The 18,516-nt window shown below is 52.5% G+C and carries 8 protein-coding genes; 5 read left to right on the top strand and 3 right to left on the bottom strand.

All coding sequences use genetic code 11. From position 1 onward, the window contains the following. Positions 1-50 precede the first annotated feature (50 nt). The 3 genes from SK35_RS18180 to SK35_RS18170 all read right to left on the bottom strand — a co-directional run bounded on the left by SK35_RS18180 (position 51) and on the right by SK35_RS18170 (position 11,962). The gene (locus SK35_RS18180) at positions 51-9,395 is read right to left on the bottom strand and encodes an autotransporter outer membrane beta-barrel domain-containing protein (protein ID WP_048214741.1); all 9,345 of its coding nucleotides are present in this window, start codon (positions 9,393-9,395) and stop codon (positions 51-53) included. Positions 9,396-9,591: 196 nt separating this feature from the next. Continuing rightward, positions 9,592-10,170, bottom strand: coding sequence for a helix-turn-helix transcriptional regulator (locus SK35_RS18175; RefSeq protein WP_008784033.1), 579 nt, complete (start codon positions 10,168-10,170; stop codon positions 9,592-9,594). Positions 10,171-10,786: 616 nt separating this feature from the next. Beyond that, positions 10,787-11,962 carry a DnaJ family molecular chaperone gene (locus tag SK35_RS18170; RefSeq protein WP_008784034.1) on the bottom strand — a complete coding sequence of 392 codons (1,176 nt, stop codon included), beginning with the start codon at positions 11,960-11,962 and terminating at the stop codon, positions 10,787-10,789. A gap of 299 nt (positions 11,963-12,261) precedes the next feature. On the opposite strand from SK35_RS18170, the gene SK35_RS18165 reads away from it, so the two are divergent. The 5 genes from SK35_RS18165 (at position 12,262) to SK35_RS18145 (ending at position 18,502) form a co-directional block, all read left to right on the top strand. Next, positions 12,262-13,347 carry a YncE family protein gene (locus tag SK35_RS18165; protein WP_048214740.1) on the top strand — a complete coding sequence of 362 codons (1,086 nt, stop codon included), beginning with the start codon at positions 12,262-12,264 and terminating at the stop codon, positions 13,345-13,347. A 146-nt stretch (positions 13,348-13,493) separates the two neighbouring features. After that, positions 13,494-14,888: a phenylalanine transporter gene (pheP, locus tag SK35_RS18160; protein ID WP_008784036.1), complete on the top strand. Its 1,395-nt coding sequence runs from the start codon at positions 13,494-13,496 to the stop codon at positions 14,886-14,888. A gap of 180 nt (positions 14,889-15,068) precedes the next feature. Continuing rightward, positions 15,069-16,310: an MFS transporter gene (locus SK35_RS18155; RefSeq protein ID WP_032942623.1), complete on the top strand. Its 1,242-nt coding sequence runs from the start codon at positions 15,069-15,071 to the stop codon at positions 16,308-16,310. A gap of 15 nt (positions 16,311-16,325) precedes the next feature. After that, complete coding sequence (locus tag SK35_RS18150; RefSeq protein WP_048214739.1) at positions 16,326-17,354, top strand: sugar phosphate isomerase/epimerase family protein; 1,029 nt, start codon at positions 16,326-16,328, stop codon at positions 17,352-17,354. Further along, on the top strand, positions 17,351-18,502 hold the full coding sequence (locus tag SK35_RS18145; protein ID WP_048214738.1) for a Gfo/Idh/MocA family protein: 1,152 nt from the start codon (positions 17,351-17,353) through the stop codon (positions 18,500-18,502). Before SK35_RS18150 ends, SK35_RS18145 begins: the two co-directional genes overlap by 4 nt. Positions 18,503-18,516 lie beyond the last annotated feature (14 nt).

Below are 18,516 nucleotides of genomic sequence, written 5' to 3'. Positions count from 1 at the left end.
GCAAAAAAAAGCCCCCTGCAGAACAGGGGGGCTGGTGAGTTTATGTCAGCTTAGAACGATTTCTTGAACCCGATAGAGGCATTGACCGGCGCTTCTACCTGCGATTTACTGCCGCCGTTGCTGAATTGCGTACCCAGCTCACCGTAGACCTGCAGGTTTCTGTCGATGGACCATGACAGGCCGGCTGCAACTTCAGTGCTGGAGTACTGCTGTGAAGATTCCAGCGTGGTGGTGGCTACCGCATTGCTAAAGTGCGTTTTGTCTTTTGAACCCAGACCCTGCCAGACGTTTACCCTGCCGTACGGCTGGAATTTGCCATGGTTGGTGTCATAGTCAGCGACCAGACGCACGCCCAGACGCGCGGTAAAGGAATCCGCAGTATCCATTTTCACTTTCGTTGGGGTCACACCATCCAGAGTGCTGTTATCAAAGTCGCTGTACTGGTAGATCAACTGAGCCTGAGGTTCCAGACTCCATACGCTGGCACCTAAACGGAACGATTTACCCACCTCTGTCGACGCCGTCAGCGTGTTGCCTCTGACCGTATACGAGCCGTTGTTCCCGGTCGCCTCCAGGCGGGATTTATGGTTACCGTACTGCAGGACGTTATCAACATACATACCGTCACCCGAGAACCAGGTAGCATAGCCGCCGACGTAAAATGCGTTGTCGTCGATGTTACCGCCTTTGCCATCGCTGCCTGTCTTCGTGCCTTTCACGTTGCTGTCAATATCAAGGATGCTGGTATACATCCCGGCTTTCCAGCTTTCGTTAGCATACATATCAACGCCGACCTGAATGCCCATGGTATGGGAGCTGGTTTGCGTACCGGCCGCATCATCCAGTTTGGTTTTACCGGAGTAGCCAATCATTCTTGCCCAGGCGCGATTGTCTTCATCAATGCCCGGTTTAACCTCGTCACCCATACGTTGGTGCATGTTACCCAACAGGCTAATATCACCCTGACGTACGACGCTGGCGAGGCCAGAATACAGCATAGTTTCTGGACGGTATTCACTTCTCAGATACCAGTTTTCACCCTGGCCCTGAGCATTACCCGCATGCAGTTGGTACTCAAACGCACCTGCAGCCATACGATCGGCGGCAAGATGGAAGGCATCCCGCGACGTTTGTGCGGTGGTAGTTGCGCCATTGAGCGCTGTCACCACTTCGATACCATCCCCAATGGTCGGCGCGCCGAGACCAGAACCATCGACATCCAGCAGCGTGCTACCGCTGGCTTTACCGCCATCGATAATCAGACGGTCGGCAATGCCTGCGCCGCTACCATTCTGGATAGCCGCCATGTTGATAGTCCCTTTTTCGCCGGTGTAATCCCCTTTGACGGTTAAGGTTGTGCCAGTCTGCTGACCGATGAGCGAGACATCGCCACCGTTGCTCAGGCCCGCTACCGTTTGGTTGTAACCCTGAGTGTTCAACGTGGTGTCTGCGACCACATAGTGGTGAGATGCGCTACTCAGGGTGTTGGCATTACCCGCTTGCAACACGCCGTTGGCGATCAACGTCGCGCCGCTGTAGCTGTTTTCACCTTGCAGCTCGGTAATGCCGCTACCGGTCTGATGCAACTGGCCTTTACCACTGATATTGCCGGTCAGGGCCAGGGTATCGCCACGATTGACGTTGAGTACGCCGTTATCAACGACATCCCCCTGAATGCTGCCGATATCGCCGCCGTTACCCAACTGTAAAACGCCTTGTTCGATGGTGGTGCCACCGGTGTAGGTGTTATCCAGTGTCAGGGTGAGGGAGCCTTTACCGGTTTTGGTCAGTTGACCATTACCTTCGACTTCCGTTAGCAGAGAAACGTCATGCCCGTTGGTGTCGAATGTCCCGCCGCCGGATTCCAGCGTCACCTGACGGGCAGTATCAAACGCTTCGCCATACTTCAGCGTACCGCCATTAAAGGTAATTCCCGTATCTGCCGCACCCAGGTTGGTATCGCCCGCTACCTGCAGCGTCCCGGAGGTGATGGTCGTTCCGCCGCTGTAGGTGTTGTCGCCCGTGAGGATGAGGGTACCGAGATCGCCTTTATTCAGGCCGCCGGTACCGCGGATCACGCTGTCGATAGTCGCGGTGTAGTTGGCGCCGTCTACTGTGCCATCGCCAACGCGAATCAGGGTGTTGGCCGTATCGGTGGTAATGGCTTCGCCGCCCACGCGATAACCATCGGTGGCGAACTGCGCGCCGCTGATGATGACGTCGCCTTTGCTGTTATCGACGGTCACGTTGCCTGCTTCACCCTGGAAGACGGCAAACGCGGCATCGGTAAACGGTGCGTTCAGCGCGCCTTCCGGCGTTGATTCATCGGTAGTCCAGTTGTCGTTACCCTGGCTGGATTGCCAGATACCGTCGCCGCCGTTGATGACGCCGTTGTTTTTCAGCTCGCCATTTTCACCACCGGTGCCGTCCCAGAAGCGCAGCGTTAGTCCTGCGTGGTTGACCAGGTTGACCTGATTTTTCACCGATGTCTGCACGTACAGGCTGTCAGCCGCTTCCGGCGCGTTAGCAATATCCATCACATTGTTGGTCAATGTGCCGGTGTAGTTGATGACGCGATAGACGCCGACATCAAAGCTGCCGCCCGGTGAGGTTTCAATGTTGAGCTTACCGTCGAGCGTCAGATCGCCATTAACGTCAATCAAGTCGTTGAAAGCACCGCCCGGGGTGTAAGCCTGACCAAACTGATAATCCAGCTGTGCGTTATCACTGAGCGTCAGCGAACCGGTAGTCAGTTTACCCACGCTGTTGATAGCTGCACCCGCGGTAATATGAGCGTCGTCCAGTACATCAACCGCGCCGCCAATAATCCCGTTACCGCCGAGCGTTGCCCCGGATTTCACTGTCACCTGGCCGGTAGCCGCAGACTGATTACCGTTGACCAGCAGTACGCCTTCATTGACGTCCGTGGTGCCAGTGTATGTGTTGTCGCCGGTCAGCGTTAACGTGCCGTCACCGATTTTCACCAGGCTGCCGTCGTTGCCGCTGATAATGCCGCTGATGGTGTCATCAAGATGCAGATTACCCAGCGACAGCTCTTTATTGCCCAGTTCGACATTACCCGCGCCGGACAAGGAGCCGATCGATGTTGCGCTGTCGACTGCGCTGATATCGACCTTACCGCCCGCCAGGTTTTTAACGACGGTATTTTCTGCCATCGCCAGGTCAGCAAAGGTCATCAGCCCGCTGTTGTTCACGGTGGCATTGCCGCCGCTGGCGTCTTCTTCCAGCGCCAGAGTACTGTCTTTTGACACGTTAACCGTCGCGTTGCCCGCGGTGGCGTTGTTGGTTAACACCGCTTTCGCCGTGCCCGTCAGGTTCAGCATTGCGCTCGCTGCGGTGACGTTATCTGCCAGCGTTAACAGGCTGTCGGCGATGTTCATGGTCAGGGATTTCAGGCTGGTATCTGTCCCGCTGACATTGAGCGTCGCGCCCTTATTGACGTTCACTGTGCTGCTTTCGTTACTGCCAAAGGCTCCGGTTTTGCTGACGTTGACCGTCACATTATTGGCGTTTCCGGTACCGGCAATTTCTGTGTCGCCTTTGTAGCTGTTTGCGCGGTCGAGCGACAAGGTGCTGCCCGCATCGCTAGAGCTGCTGGTGACTTTCAGTTTACCGTCGCCGGTAATCTCACCAGTTGGCGTGAAGTGATGCGAATTGAGATCGAACACCGCTGCGTTCTCATTCGCTCCCAGCTCGATGGTGCGATTGCTGGTCAGGTCCGCGCCCAGTTGCAGCGTTGAACCGTTATTGATTGCCAGGTCGGTTCCGCTCTGGCCGAGATTGCTGTCGGAGGAGATCTGCAACGTGCCGCCATCAATGCGCGTGCCGCCGCGATACTCGTTGTCACCGCTGAGAATCAGACGGCCAAGGTCGGTTTTCACCAGCGTCAGCTTATCAGCAGTACTGGCTTCGCGGATAACAGACTCAATGGTCGCGGTATAGTTTTGCCCCGCGCCACCGGCGCCAACGCGCAGCAGCAGTTCGCCAGTTCCCGGCGTCTGGCCTGCGTGGGTCGCGTTTTCCGTGGTGGCATACGCGTTAAGCGCATCGCCTTTAACGACATAGCCATCGGCATCAAACTGTGCCCCGGAGAAGTTAACTTCTCCCGCGGCGTTGTCCACGGTAACTGTACCGCCTTTGGTGGTGAAGACGGCGAAGGACTTCTGTGCCCAAGGGGCGTTACCTTCACCGGTTGCGGTGGTCCAGTTGTTATCACCCTGGCTGCCAATCGCCATCCATTTGCCATCGCCACCGTCAATTTTGCTGTCGCCTTCAATGCCCGACGCACCGTGGCTCTGATTAACGGTTGCGCCGTCCCAGAACTGCAGGGTAACGCCGTTGGCGTTCACCAGGTTGACCTGTTTGTCGATGGAGGTCTGGACAAAAATATTGCTCTTATCCTGGCTATCCGGTATCGCGCCTAACTCCAGCATCTGGTTATCCAGCGTGCCGCCGTAGTTATAGATACGGTACACACCCGGTCCGAAGTTACCGCCCTGTGAAGTGGTGACATCCAGAGTCCCGTCCAGTTGCAGATCGCCTGCGACGTTAATCAGATCGTTTAGCGCGCCGCCTGGCGTATAGGCCTGACCCAGCTCGAAAGCGGAAGTCGTTTTGCTACCAAGCTGCAGATTACCGTTAATGGATAACGTACCCGCACCACCGTCACCGGCGCTGAGGGTCGTGGCATCGTTCATCAGCACGTTGCCGCCGATAGTGCCATTACCGCCAAGTGTGGACGTGCCGCTAACGGTGGTGGCACCGCGCGCCGCGCTTTGATCGCCATTCACCAGCAGTGTGCCGTTGGTAACGGTGGTGTCGCCGGTATAGGTGTTATTGCCGTTCAGACGGGTAATGCCGCCGCCGATTTGCTGCAGCGCGCCAATACCGGAGATCACGCCGTTGAGCAGCACGGTGTTGGCGCGATTAATCGCCAATATGCCGTTGTCGATAATGTCTGACACGGCGCTGACTTCGCCTGTATTTCCGCCGTCACCCAACTGCAGCGTACCGGTTTGAGCGATAGTGGTAGAGCCGGTGTAGGTATTGTTAGCTGTGAAGATCGTGGTACCGCCCGCCGCACGTTCGAACTTCCCGTCACCGCTGATGATACCGCGATAAATTTGCGCCGCTGAAGCATCACCCTGGGTATCGAAGATAACCCGGCTGCCTGTGCCCTGGGTCGTAACATTGTAATCGCCAATGCTTGCTGCAGTACTGGTCGGCTCGACGTGGTCGCCGGTGCTCAGGGTTGCGCCATTGTTTACGGCAATGGTTTTGCTTGCCAGTGTCAGGTTTTCTACGACGCGGACATCCGCGTTTGAGCCGCTGATGGTCAGCGAATCCCAGCCGGTGCCGATGTTGGTGCCAGTGGTCAGATTGTCGCTCGCCAGCGTACCAATCTTCGCACCTTTTGTATCGGTGAAGGTGAGGGCGTTGCCGCTACCAGCTTCAGTAGTGATGTGGCGTGTTTTATCCAGCGTCACATTGCCGATGTTGGCTTTATTGTTACCGCCAGTACCGGCGAAATTCACTTCACCCGCATAGGAGCCACTACGCCAGTTAAAGATGTCCGCACCTTCGCCGGTATTGATTACGCCGCTGGTTACACCGCCGCTGATATCAATGGTGTCATTGCCTTTGCCGGACTGAATGGCCACGGCCGTGTCGTTGATGGCCTGCAGGGTTCCCGTGTTGGTAATGGTTTTACTGCTGTCGCCGCTGGCGTCAATTACCGGTGAGGTGGTGCTGGCAGAGATAATCTTGCCGCTGTTGGTCAAGGCGCTGACGTTTTTCGCGATGATCGCCGAACCGCCTGCGTCGTTATGCACGTTAATGTCGGCATTGGTGGTGACATTACCGTTGGTATTAGCGCGGATACCGCTGCCTTCGCTGTTCAGCACCTCAATGGTGTAGCCTTTTCCGATGGTCAGATCGCCCGTCACCGAGCCGCCGTCGCGTTGTTCAAAAGCGAAGCCGGTACCTTTCCCGTTGACGTTGAGGATATTTCCAGCGCTGTCTTTATCGGTCATGGTCAACGCCACACTGGTGCGGATGCCTGCGCCATCGTTGGAGTTTATGGTGACGTTTCGTAACAGGATATTGTTATTGTTAGCATCGTTTTGAATGCCTGCACCGTCACCCTTTGCACTGATCTCCACATTTTGCGCGGACAGAGCGCCAGCGCCTTCGGCCAGACGAATACCGTCAGCGGTGCCATCGGTAGTAATACTGTCGCCAGAAATACCGTTAATTAGCAGGCTGGCTCCTTGGGTGAGCAGAACCCCGGCAGTACCATTATCAACCTGAACTTTGCCCAGTGTATTGATCTGTGCGCTGGCACCTGAAGCTCTAACACCGATGCCGTTGCTGACATGCAGAGCGCTGGAAGAGTTATTGGTTAAGCTCCCGCCTTGTTGAACATCAACACCGATGCTGTCGACGCTGGCCAGATCAATAAGCGAGTTGGTATCCAGGATCAGGTTGCCCTGATTCCTCGCCACATAGGCGATAACCTCATTGCCGCTAGCTTCAGAGGTAATCTTCGCGTTCGAGGTGAGGGTGGTGCTAGTAGGATCACCCTGCGTGCGGCCATTCAACTGGTGAGCCTGACCATCCACAACCCCGGCAATGGTTCTTTCGCCGGTTAAATTGATGGTGGTTTTATCACTGATGGTCCCTTTCGCGCCGCCTTCGATTACCAGTGCCGCTGAGTCGCTGCCCTTAACGGCAAACGTTGCTTCACCAGTATCTACGCTACTGCCAGCGCCGGTGGCGAGAACGCCCACGGAATTCTTACCGTTGAGGGTAAGATCAAGGTTGGAACTGGACTGATCTTTCGGGTTAGTCGTGTTACCGGCCAGCAATGCGCCATTGGCGATACGGAAAATGGTGGTGCGATCCTGACCATTGTCATTCATCACCGCCTGACCAATATTGGCGGTAGCGCCTTTACCATACAGGTAATAACCAATCTGATCGGTGTTGTTGAATGTCGGGCTACTCAGACTGTCAACGTTAGCGATGGCGTTATCACGTACGTGCACACCGATGTTACCGGATTTATCCAGCGTAATGTTGGAGTAAACGTTGACCACTGCCTGGCCGCTGCTGCCACCTTCAGCCCAAATAGCGTAGTTACGGTTACCGACGCCACCTTCTCCGTCCACCACGATAGAGCCCGCAGCGCTGGTGGTGACTTCGGCATTTTTGTTATTGGCGCTAACGTGGATCCCCACGTTGTTGGTGCCATTTACGTTAATCTTGCCGTCGTTGCGGATTTCCTGATTATTTTCCGCGCCGCTGTCGCGTACGGAGATGCCGTAGTTTTTACTGCTGCCCCCGTCAGAACCTCCATTGATCACGATATTGCCGGTATTGAGAACGTTGCCTGTAGCATTCCCGACCAGAATCCCCGCGGCGTTGCGTATCCCGGTTCCCAGCGTGATCAGACCGTTGTTAATCACCTCTTTGGCACTCTTGGTCATGATCCCGGCGCTCAGACTAGAGCCGCCAGCCATCGTGACATCTTTAGACGGATCGCTTGCGTCGCGACCAAGATAAATTGAGGCATCCTGAGCGTTAGTGAAAGTGGCATTCCCGGCGACTTCTACGCCATAAGCGGTGCCTTTGGCAAAGGATGCACCGTTTTTGCGCCCGTCCACGACGTTGATATCGCCGTTGTTGACGCCTTGCGATTCGTCAGACAGTTGCATGCCAATAGCCAGCGTCAGCGAAGAATCTGGCTCATCCTTACTCCAGGGATCTGCTGCCGACGCGGTACCAAAGTTATCGGTGGTGATCGCCTGGTTAATGGTGCCGTTGTTTGCTATCTGGCTGGCGCCTTGCCCCTGCATGCCAAATGCGCCATAGCTGTTGACGTTTTGATTGCCGTCTTTGTCGATAAACAGCCCGGAGTTGATGATCCCGTTGTTGGTTGCCGTTGCGTCTTTTGCCAGCATGCCAATCGCCAGACTCTGCCCGGTAGACGTGCGTAATGCGTTCAGCTCGCCAAGGTTAGTGATAACCCCGCCATCAAGGGATTTCATGACACCGTTAATACTGCCGTCAACGGCAATAATCGCATCTTTGTTCAGGGTGCCGGAGGTGCCTGCACCGTTGGCGTAAATGGCATGGAGCTCACCGCGGCCAGCAGTCGCGTTATTGCTATGCGACAAGCCGTCGGTCCAGACGTCGTAATCCCAGGTAAGCACGTCTGAAGACTTGCTGGAGTTGATCAAGCCATCAATCAGCTCCGCGTATTTTGTCTGCGCGGCGGCGACGGTTGTGATATCACCGTTTTCAACATCCAGCCACAACTGCAGTTGGCTGACCTTTTGCCCTTCAGGGTTTTCTGCTGCGTCGCTGCTTTTACCCAACAGCCAGTCGTTAAAATCGGCCAGCTCCTGCGTGCTGGTAATGTTAAATGTGCGCGTACCCGTTTCGACTACTTTACCGTCTGCATCATAGCCGTAGGACATGAGTGTTACATCATCGCCAAACACGGAGGTTTGCGCTGAACCGGCGAACGTTTTTTCAGGGACAACTGGGGCGGCGTTAAATTTTATATAGTTATCGGATTGCCAGTTAACCTGGCTACCTGCGTCCTGAGCCTCCAGCAAGGAGGAGTCTTTGGCCAGCAACTCGATAGTATTGGCTTTGTCGCGGACATTGAGCGTGTCGTTGCCAATATCCAGATTGGCTATGGAACCATTTGTCGCCAGCGCGATGCCAAATTGTTTATAGATTTTAGACAACGTTGGATCGTAGGTGTTTAATACCGAATCGCCGATCTGTGATTCGGTAAGAAAGCTACTTAACTCTTGGGTATCAAAGACTTTAATTGATGCTGGCTCACCAGGAAATGCCGGGTCGTTAATAGAGAATTCTGTGCTCTGTGAAGGCGTCGACGACCGGTTGTACGTCAGGTATTCCGCCAGCTCTTCAGCATTAGTAATCGTTTTTACGCTCTGGTCAGGGCTGGTGGCCTTAAGAGTGATTTTGCCGGTTTGCAGCAGCTCTCTGATGGTCGTTGATTCAACAACGCCACTTTGACCCGGACTGATCGTTGGGATCGCGCCGCTGATATTGAGCGCCTGACCAGCAGTGATATCTTTATATAAGAATCCGTAGTCGTGGATACCCGCATAATCCCCAACGGAAATACCTGCCTGGTAGTCGGTGAAAATATTGTGATCACCGGTGTCGATAATCGGATCAGCGGAAACCTGCATTGAAGCAGCGCTTAATGCACCCGCTGCCAATACCGCAACCGTTTTACGCGAGCTGCTTTTTTTCTTTCCTTTGGTTAATTCAGAAACGACCACCCAGATACCGAGCGCCGCGTTCCAAATAATGCTGTAAACTTTGTTCATATATAACCCTCGTCTACATTCCTGTTATGCATGTGTTAATACATTGAGTTGTTGGCTATGGTTGGCACGCGGATGTGCTACCCGGTAATAGATTTTTGGGAATAGGGTTTCCTTCCGTGCGATGCGGAATTAAAAAGCGAGTCGAAAGAAAACCTTTTTAAATAATAACCGTGATAATTGTCCTTAAATAAGTCAGTTACGGCTGGCTATAGTGGGAAATGGTGTACTTGAGCCGGGTGTTATTTTTGCCGAGTTTTCTGGCAATATTGCTTTTGTACGCCCCGATGGTTTTTTCACTTTTTTGTGATGCCCCGGCGATTTGTGTCAGTGACCATCCTCGGGCAAGCATCATCATTACGTTGAATTCGTTTGCTGTGATCTTGTTGTGTAATGCTTTGATATTTTGTTGGTTATTGTTCTTTGTGATACGTGTAACGGCATGGTGTAGCCGATCAAGACTGGCATCTTGATCAAGAAACAGCATGTTCTTCCCACAAACGGTTTGAAAAAGAGTAAAAGTAGCTTCATCTGCCAAAACAATAATTTTGGTGACAGGTCGTAAAGCCATGTTGCGGATAATCCTGGCATATTTTAAAAAATCTGATTTGTCAGGATTAATGATGATGCAATCCGTTTCATAAGGAAGCATTTTGACAGCAGAGAGCGTCTGGGAGGAGTAATACGCGATATCAATATATAATGATGAGCCACGTAGGATTTCTCGCATGCCTAGCCAAGGGTAAATTGAGTCACCCAAAAAAATAGCCTTTGACATAACGATCTCCTTGAAATTTTGGTGCAAGCAGCCGCCTCTTTTTGTAGGTTAAAAAAGAGTTTCTTGCGACGCGTGAAATGTTAATTAAATCTCGTATTACGTTCTGTGTTGTGAACGTATCCTTATTAATTCCAGATTAAACAGATATTCTCTGTATTTATTAGAATCATTAACTATTCTTAAAGTAGATATTACACTTTGTTAAAATTTAAGATAAATCGTTTATTTCAGCTCTGCGTAAATGATTGATAGATTTCGCTTATGAATCGCATGAATAATGATTGAGTGGTTTCTATAAAGACAGGGTATTCCTATCTGTTTTGGAGGGAATTTACATGAAAAACATTATATTTCAGATGGATATACGTTTTTCTTAATGGGCTTACTGGTTGGTAGGAGAATTCTTAATCAAGACCAGGACAAAGAGAAGGGGCGTCGAGGGGAAGAGAGAAATATCGCTAAATTTGCAGTTATCGACCTGAAACTCGAGTATCCAGGTTGATAATTCTTAGCGTTGTGATGTTTTTAGGGAATTATCCTATTTTTAGCTTTTTGTGCTTAATTTAAAAACTCACTTGAAGAGGTTATTTTTTCTGATTGCTATTGCTGATAGGGCTTAGCCCGCCAACAGTTCCTGTTCAACCTGATGTACCTGCTGTTCCAGTGTATTGCGGATTTCCGTAAGCGCCCGTTGTTGATCGGAGAAGTAGGCTTCTTTATCTGTCACGGAGGTGGCAAGCCGCCAGGCGTTTTCGGCTTCCAGTTCGGTAATCTCTTTGAGCAGCGCGTTAATTTGTTCTCTGAGCTGCTGTATTTTGCTGCGTAAATGCTGCAAATCGTTCAATCGGTCACTGGCCATCATCGGTTCGAGGCCGCTTTGCAATTGAGTCAGTAGCGCCCGGACGGTGGCAAGATCGGCATTTTGGCGCGCCTGGTTAAGCTGCACCATCATCTGATGCGCTTTCTCTTTCAGATCATCGGCTACCACGTCCGGGTGGCAAAGACGGCTTGCCTGACGCCACAGGCGTTTTAACTCATTACGTTCATCAGAGGAAAGCCGCTGGTCACGGCTAAAACGATGCTGTGCATCCTGCTGCTGCTCCTGATATTCATCATATTCATGGCTGGCCTCTTCCTGTGCCTGACGGGTTGCACTGTCGTCCTGGCGAGAAAAGTCGTTTTCCAGCTCACGAATCTCCGCCAGCAGGGCGGTAATCAGTTCAGTTTGCTGCTGAATACGTTGGCGTGTTTCCACCGATTCGCGCGAATCTGAATTCTGGTTCATCCAGTGCTGCTTGAGCCTGGCTAGTTGATCAACAGCCTGGGAAATATAGTGCTGACAGGATTGATAGTCTTTTTCCCGGCGTTTTCGCTCCGCTTCCTGTTTGCGCTGGGCACTGGCGGCGAGCTGTTTACGCAGTTCGAGAATGCGGCTCATCAGCGGTCCAAGACGAAGGTGATACAGATCGTTGAAATCATCGAGGATTTGAATGCGCGTGTTACGCTTATCGATCAGGTCACGCAACTGTGTTTCGAGTGCTTTGAGTTCCAGCTTACTGGCAGCAATGGCGGGATCCTGCCACGTAGAGACTGCCCGTTGAGATTGCAGCCAGGCTGAGATTTCCCGCAGGGCATCACCAAAGCGTCGTTCTTCGATCGCCTGCACAATGGTGCCAGGTACGACTGACAAAGGCTCATTTTTAAGATGCGCCACCTGCTGGAAAATAATCTCCTCATCTTCCAGTTCAATAGCGCTTTTGACGATTTCCAGTCGTTTGATGATCTTATTCATGACAGTCATTGCCTGGCTTGGCTAAAAAACGAGTGGCTGAAGTACAACAGGTTCACCCGTTTGAAAATGTTAGAAAAACAGTAAAGCGCATTCTGTGGCCTGCGATGCCTTTTCGTCCAGAATAATTCACTGTAATTATGAAAAACCGGAAGTCGCGCGCACCTGTCTGCATCTTCAAACCTCTGTTTCATGTTTTTTACTCTCGGGTAATTATTCTTGATTCGGTAAAGATAATGCGTATAGTTCTCATTCTCTTTTGTTATTAACTCCCTGTATTACTTCTGGTAAGGATCCCGACAATGAAAAAAACAACATCCGCGCTGGCATTGCTGATTGCTGCGGCGTTAAGCGGTTGTGCGGCGCATACCACGCCAGCCAGCAACGCCAGCGTTACGGAAAAAACAGCGCAACCTGCCGTCAGTGATGTGCAACAACGCGCGCTGGCGGATGGGTTATATGAAATGGCGCTTAGCCCGGCAGGGGATGCGTTGTACGTTGCCAGCGCCGAAGGATTTAAAGATGTGCAGGGCGGCGTGGTTTACAAGCTGGATCCAAAAACGCTTAAAACGCTCGGCTTGAGTCATACCGATATGAAAAACTTTGGTATGGCTATCTCGCCGGACGGTAAAACGGTGTATGTCACCAACTCATTGGATGGTGGCCTGAGCGCGCTGAATACCGCTGACGGCAAAGTGAAAAATCGCGTACTGTTCCCGGAACGTAACCCAGAAGGTTTCCCGTATGGTGCGCGGCAGGTGCTGCTGCATAACGGTTTGCTCTATATTGGTGCCGTGGCGGATCCGGCGGTGATTTGGGTGGTTGACGCTGAAACCCTGAAACAAAAAACCCGCATTAAAAATACGGGTAAATGGATGACCGGACTGCATTATTCAGAAGTGACGCAGCGAATTTATGCAGCTAACGGCGGCGGTGAAATTCTTGTTATCAACCCGCGTAATCAGCGCGTAGAAAAACGCTGGCAACCGCTGGGGGAACAACCTGCGCTGTTGCTGAATATGGCGGAGGACGCACAAACGGGTCGCCTGTTTGTCACCGACAACTCGAAAGCGAAGACTACCTTGGTGCTGGATATCCATACCGGTAAGCTGCTGAAAAAATTGGATGTGGGTGATTCGCTGGCGGTGAAATTTAACGCAAAACGCAACGAAATCTATATTACCCAGCGTGATTCAGGGAAATTGCTCAGCCTGAATGCGACCGATTACAGCGTGAAGAAAAGCTGGGATTTACCACCTAACCCTAACAGCTTGCTGCTCTCGGCAGATGGGCAAACCCTGTTTGTCACCGTGAAACAGAAATTTAATAAAGACCACTCTACGTCTGCGCCAGATAACGTGGTACGTATTGACCTGAATAAACAATAACAGCTCGCCTTCTTTCTATTGTTTTTCTCCCGAGCCTCGGTGCGTTGGGCAAGGAAGCCCGGCGTATCCAATCGATTGCGCCTTGCGACAACCAGGTTGAAATGTTAAAAGAAGCCCCTTCAATAAAAACCACACAGGGGAAGGGCGTGAAAAACGCGTCAACTGCATCTGACACCAGCGTGTCTGATGCCGCGTCGACGAACGAGCCGACGCTTCAACGAGGGTTGCAAAACCGCCATATTCAGTTAATTGCGCTGGGCGGCGCAATTGGTACCGGCCTGTTTTTGGGCATTGGCCCGGCTATTCAGATGGCGGGACCTGCGGTGTTACTGGGTTACGGCGTTGCCGGGATCATCGCTTTTTTGATTATGCGTCAACTGGGCGAAATGGTGGTCGAAGAACCCGTTTCCGGATCGTTTGCCCATTTTGCCTATAAATACTGGGGACCGTTCGCGGGTTTTCTGTCCGGCTGGAACTACTGGGTGATGTTTGTGCTGGTCGGCATGGCTGAACTGACAGCGGCAGGGATCTACATGCAGTACTGGTTGCCCGATGTTCCAACCTGGATTTGGGCCGCGGCATTCTTCGTGATCATCAACGCCGTCAATCTGGTCAACGTACGTCTGTATGGCGAAACGGAATTCTGGTTTGCGCTGATTAAAGTACTGGCCATTATCGGCATGATTGGTTTTGGCGTGTGGATGCTGTTTTCCGGTAACGGCGGGGAACATGCAAGCATCGATAACCTTTGGCGTTACAACGGCTTTTTTGCTACCGGCTGGAACGGATTAATTCTGTCGCTGGCAGTGATTATGTTCTCCTTTGGCGGGCTGGAGCTTATCGGGATTACTGCCGCGGAAGCGCAGGATCCACAGAAAAGCATTCCAAAGGCGGTAAACCAGGTGGTGTACCGTATTCTGCTGTTTTATATCGGTTCTCTGGTGGTGCTGTTGGCGCTGTACCCGTGGGTGGAAGTGAAATCCAACAGCAGCCCGTTCGTAATGATTTTCCATAATCTCGACAGCAACGTAGTGGCTTCTGCGCTGAACTTTGTCATCCTGGTGGCTTCGCTGTCGGTGTATAACAGTGGCGTCTACTCTAACAGCCGTATGCTATTTGGTCTCTCGGTTCAGGGTAACGCGCCGAAGTTCTTAACCCGCGTCAGCCGTCGCGGCGTACCGGTGAACTCACTGATCCTTTCCGGTGCTATTACGTCGCTGGTGGTACTCATCAACTATGTGCTGCCGCAAAAGGCCTTTAGCCTGCTGATGGCGCTGGTGGTGGCGACGCTGCTGCTGAACTGGATTATGATCTGCCTGGCACATTTGCGATTCCGGGCGGCGATGCGTCGTAAGGGACGTGACACGCAGTTTAAAGCGCTGCTGTATCCGGCAGGGAACTACCTGTGTATTGCTTTCCTTGGCATGATTCTGGTGCTGATGTGTACGATGGATGAGATGCGCCTGTCAGCTATCCTGCTGCCAGTGTGGATCCTGTTCCTGTTTGTTGCCTTCAAACTGCTGCGTCGTAAGTCCCGCTAAGTTTCTACCGATCTTGTTATTACCGATCCCATCGTCAGGGTGGGATCGGATCCTCACTCAACGTTTATCGTGACCGTTCTCGCAATTTTGCTGCTGCTGACAGGATCTTTATTTTGTAATCGATTACTTTTTTATTGAATCTAATTTGTAATCGATTACTTTTTAAGGATGGGGCAAAAAATGGTGTCAACAACCGAAAGTAGTGGAAAACAGAGCGTACAGTACCGGCTGCTGGTCCCCCGGCTGTCGCTAATGATGTTCTTACAGTTCTTTATCTGGGGAAGTTGGTCCGTCACGCTGGGGCTGGTGATGAGCCAGCACAACATGTCGCTGTTGATTGGCGATGCGTTCTCAGCCGGGCCCATTGCCTCTATTCTGTCGCCATTCGTCTTAGGGATGCTGGTAGACCGCTTTTTTGCCTCGCAAAAGGTGATGGCGGTGATGCACCTTGCTGGCGCGGCAATCCTGTGGTTTGTTCCGCAGGCATTGGTGGCGCAAAACGGTGCACTGTTGATTGGTCTGCTGTTTGGCTACACGTTGTGCTACATGCCAACGCTGGCGCTTACCAACAATATTGCTTTTCATAGCCTGTCGGATAAGGACAAAACCTTCCCGGTGGTGCGGGTGTTTGGCACCATTGGCTGGATTGTCGCGGGGATCTTTATCGGTGTAACCGGAATTTCGGACACCACCGGCATCTTTACGCTGGCGGCGATTATCTCTGTGATTCTGGCGCTCTACAGCCTGACGCTGCCCAACACGCCTGCACCGGCGAAAGGACTGCCGGTGAAAGTTCGTGATCTGTTTTGTGCGGATGCTTTTGCCTTACTCAAGGTCCGTCACTTTTTTGTCTTCTCACTCTGCGCGACGCTTATCTCTGTACCGTTGGGAACCTATTACGCGTATACCGCGTCGTTTCTTGCTGATGCGGGCGTCGGCGACGTCAGTACGGCGATGTCGTTTGGTCAGATGTCTGAAATATTCTTCATGCTGGTGATCCCGTTCCTGTTCAGACGTTTGGGCGTGAAATACATGCTGTTAATCGGGATGTGCGCCTGGTTCGTGCGCTACGCATTTTTTGCCCTCGGCATCAGCGAAGAGGGGCGATTCCTGCTGTATCTCGGCATTCTGCTGCACGGCGTGTGCTACGACTTCTTCTTCGTGGTCGGCTTTATTTACACCGATCGTATCGCCGGGGAAAAAGTAAAAGGTCAGGCGCAAAGCATGATCGTCATGTTTACCTATGGGATCGGTATGCTGCTGGGCTCGCAAATTTCAGGCGCACTTTACAACCGGCTGGTGGCGGGGCAAACCGTGCCTCAGGCGTGGACCACATTCTGGTGGATCCCGGCAGTCGCTGCCGCAGTGATTGCCCTGATTTTCCTTTTCTCTTTCAAGTATGACGACAAAGAGCAGGCGTAATTTTCAGGAGGGGTTATGAAAACCATCAAGGGGCCAGGCATTTTTCTGGCGCAATTTATTGGGGATCGCCCGCCATTTAACACCCTGGAAGGCGTGGCAAAATGGGCGGCGGAGCTGGGCTATAAGGCATTACAAATCCCGTGTAATCACAAGTCGCTGTTTGATGTCGAACAAGCTGCTGTAAGTCAGGCCTATTGTGATGATATTCGCGGGATGCTGGCCGGATATGGGTTAGTGATTAGCGAATTATCTACCCATCTTGAAGGTCAACTGGTTGCCGTCCATCCGGCTTACGATGACGCTTTTGACGGATTTGCTCCGCCGTCTGTACGCGCTAATCCGCAGGCCAGACAGGCGTGGGCCATCGAAACCTTACACCAGGCCGCTGCGGCTTCGCAAAGACTGGGGCTGACGGCACATGCCACGTTTTCAGGTTCGCTTGCCTGGCCTTTCTTTTATCCGTGGCCACCGCATAATCGTCAGCGCTTTGAAGAGGCTTTTCTGGAGCTGGCGCGCCGCTGGAGACCGATTCTCGATCGCTTTGATCAGCATGGGGTGGATGTTTGCTTTGAGATCCATCCCGGCGAAGATCTGCACGATGGCGTGACGTTCGAGCGTTTTCTTGCGCTGGTTGATAATCATCCTCGCTGCAACATTCTCTATGACCCGAGCCATCTGTTATTGCAGCGGATGGATTATCTTGGGTTTATCGATGTCTATCACTCGCGTATTAAAGCGTTCCACGTCAAGGACGCTGAGTACCATGCCAGTAGCCGCAGCGGTGTCTATGGCGGTTATCAGCCGTGGCTCGATCGCGCCGGGCGCTTCCGTTCTTTGGGGGACGGGCAGGTCGATTTCAAAACGATCTTCAGCAAGCTCACACAATATGATTTCCCTGGCTGGGCGGTGCTGGAATGGGAGTGTTGCCTGAAAGACGCGCAAACCGGGGCGCGTGAGGGGAGTGATTTTATACGGCGCCATATTATTCCGGTTTCTGCACGTGCATTTGATGATTTCGCCGCTGGCGATGAGGTACGCAAATGATACAGGTTGGCATTATTGGCAGCGGATTTATTGGGCCTGCACATATTGAGGCGTTGCGTCGACTCGGCGGTGTGAACGTGGTGGCGCTCTGTGATAGCTCACTGGCGGTTGCCCAGGAACGCGCAGATGCTCTTCATATTCCTCATGCCTACGGCAGCGTTGAAGCGCTGCTGGCGCATCCCGGACTGCAGGTAGTGCATAACTGTACACCGAATCATCTGCATGCCGACATCAATCGGCAGATTTTACGCGCGGGTCTGCACGTGTTTTCAGAAAAGCCGCTGTGTATGACGCCGGATGAGGCTCGTGAACTGGAAACGCTGGCACAGCAGGCTGGAGTGGTGCACGGCGTGAGCTTTGTCTATCGCCAGTTTGCAATGGTGCAGCAGGCGGCCAGTATGGTCAGAAGCGGCAGCGTGGGCAATCTGTTTGCCGTACAGGGGAGCTACCTGCAGGACTGGATGCTGCTGGAGACTGACTACAACTGGCGGGTCGATGCCGCACAGGGCGGCGATTCACGGGCGGTAGCGGATATCGGTTCGCACTGGTGTGATACGGTGCAATTCGTGACTGGAAAACGTATTGTCGAGGTGATGGCCGATTTGGCTATCGTCTGGCCGGTTCGTAAAGCCAGCATTGCCAGTAACGCCACGTTTGGCCAGCAAACGGCTGATGTGCAATTTGAGGATAAAGCGGTTACGACGGAAGATCGTGGGTCAGTGCTGGTACGTTTTGATGATGGCAGCAAAGGCTGCTTTAGCGTTTCGCAAGTGAGTGCCGGGCGCAAGAATCACCTGAGCTTTGAAATTAACGGTAGCCACTGTTCACTGCACTGGGATCAGGAAACGCCGCAACAGCTTTGGGTCGGGCACCGTCAGCAGGCGAACCAGATCCTGACGGACGACCCAGGATTGATGAATGCTGATGTAGCTGCCAGTGCGCACTTTCCGGGTGGGCATATTGAGGGCTGGCCGGATGCGTTCAAGAATATGATGCAGCAGTTTTATCAGGCGGTGTTGGCAGGCAAAATGCCCGCGACGGCGGAGCGTCGATTTGCGTCTTTTTCTGATGGTGCGGATGTGATGTATATTATTGATGCAATTATAAAAAGCCATCAGCAGCAGCGTTGGATATCTGTACAGCGCTAAACACGCATCCGGTT

Origin of the sequence: Citrobacter sp. MGH105 (assembly GCF_001037485.2) — a bacterium.
Taxonomy (GTDB): Bacteria; Pseudomonadota; Gammaproteobacteria; order Enterobacterales; family Enterobacteriaceae; genus Citrobacter; species Citrobacter portucalensis.
Note: the sequence above shows the minus strand (reverse complement) of the source record. Positions and strands in the feature narration are given on the sequence as shown.

What these genes read in the sequence shown, in the direction of transcription:
- SK35_RS18180 (WP_048214741.1), bottom strand. Translation starts at nt 9,395, where the DNA reads ATGAACAAAGTTTACAGCATTATTTGGAACGCGGCGCTCGGTATCTGG.
- SK35_RS18175 (WP_008784033.1), bottom strand. Translation starts at nt 10,170, where the DNA reads ATGTCAAAGGCTATTTTTTTGGGTGACTCAATTTACCCTTGGCTAGGC.
- SK35_RS18170 (WP_008784034.1), bottom strand. Translation starts at nt 11,962, where the DNA reads ATGAATAAGATCATCAAACGACTGGAAATCGTCAAAAGCGCTATTGAA.
- SK35_RS18165 (WP_048214740.1), top strand. Translation starts at nt 12,262, where the DNA reads ATGAAAAAAACAACATCCGCGCTGGCATTGCTGATTGCTGCGGCGTTA.
- SK35_RS18155 (WP_032942623.1), top strand. Translation starts at nt 15,069, where the DNA reads ATGGTGTCAACAACCGAAAGTAGTGGAAAACAGAGCGTACAGTACCGG.
- SK35_RS18150 (WP_048214739.1), top strand. Translation starts at nt 16,326, where the DNA reads ATGAAAACCATCAAGGGGCCAGGCATTTTTCTGGCGCAATTTATTGGG.
- SK35_RS18145 (WP_048214738.1), top strand. Translation starts at nt 17,351, where the DNA reads ATGATACAGGTTGGCATTATTGGCAGCGGATTTATTGGGCCTGCACAT.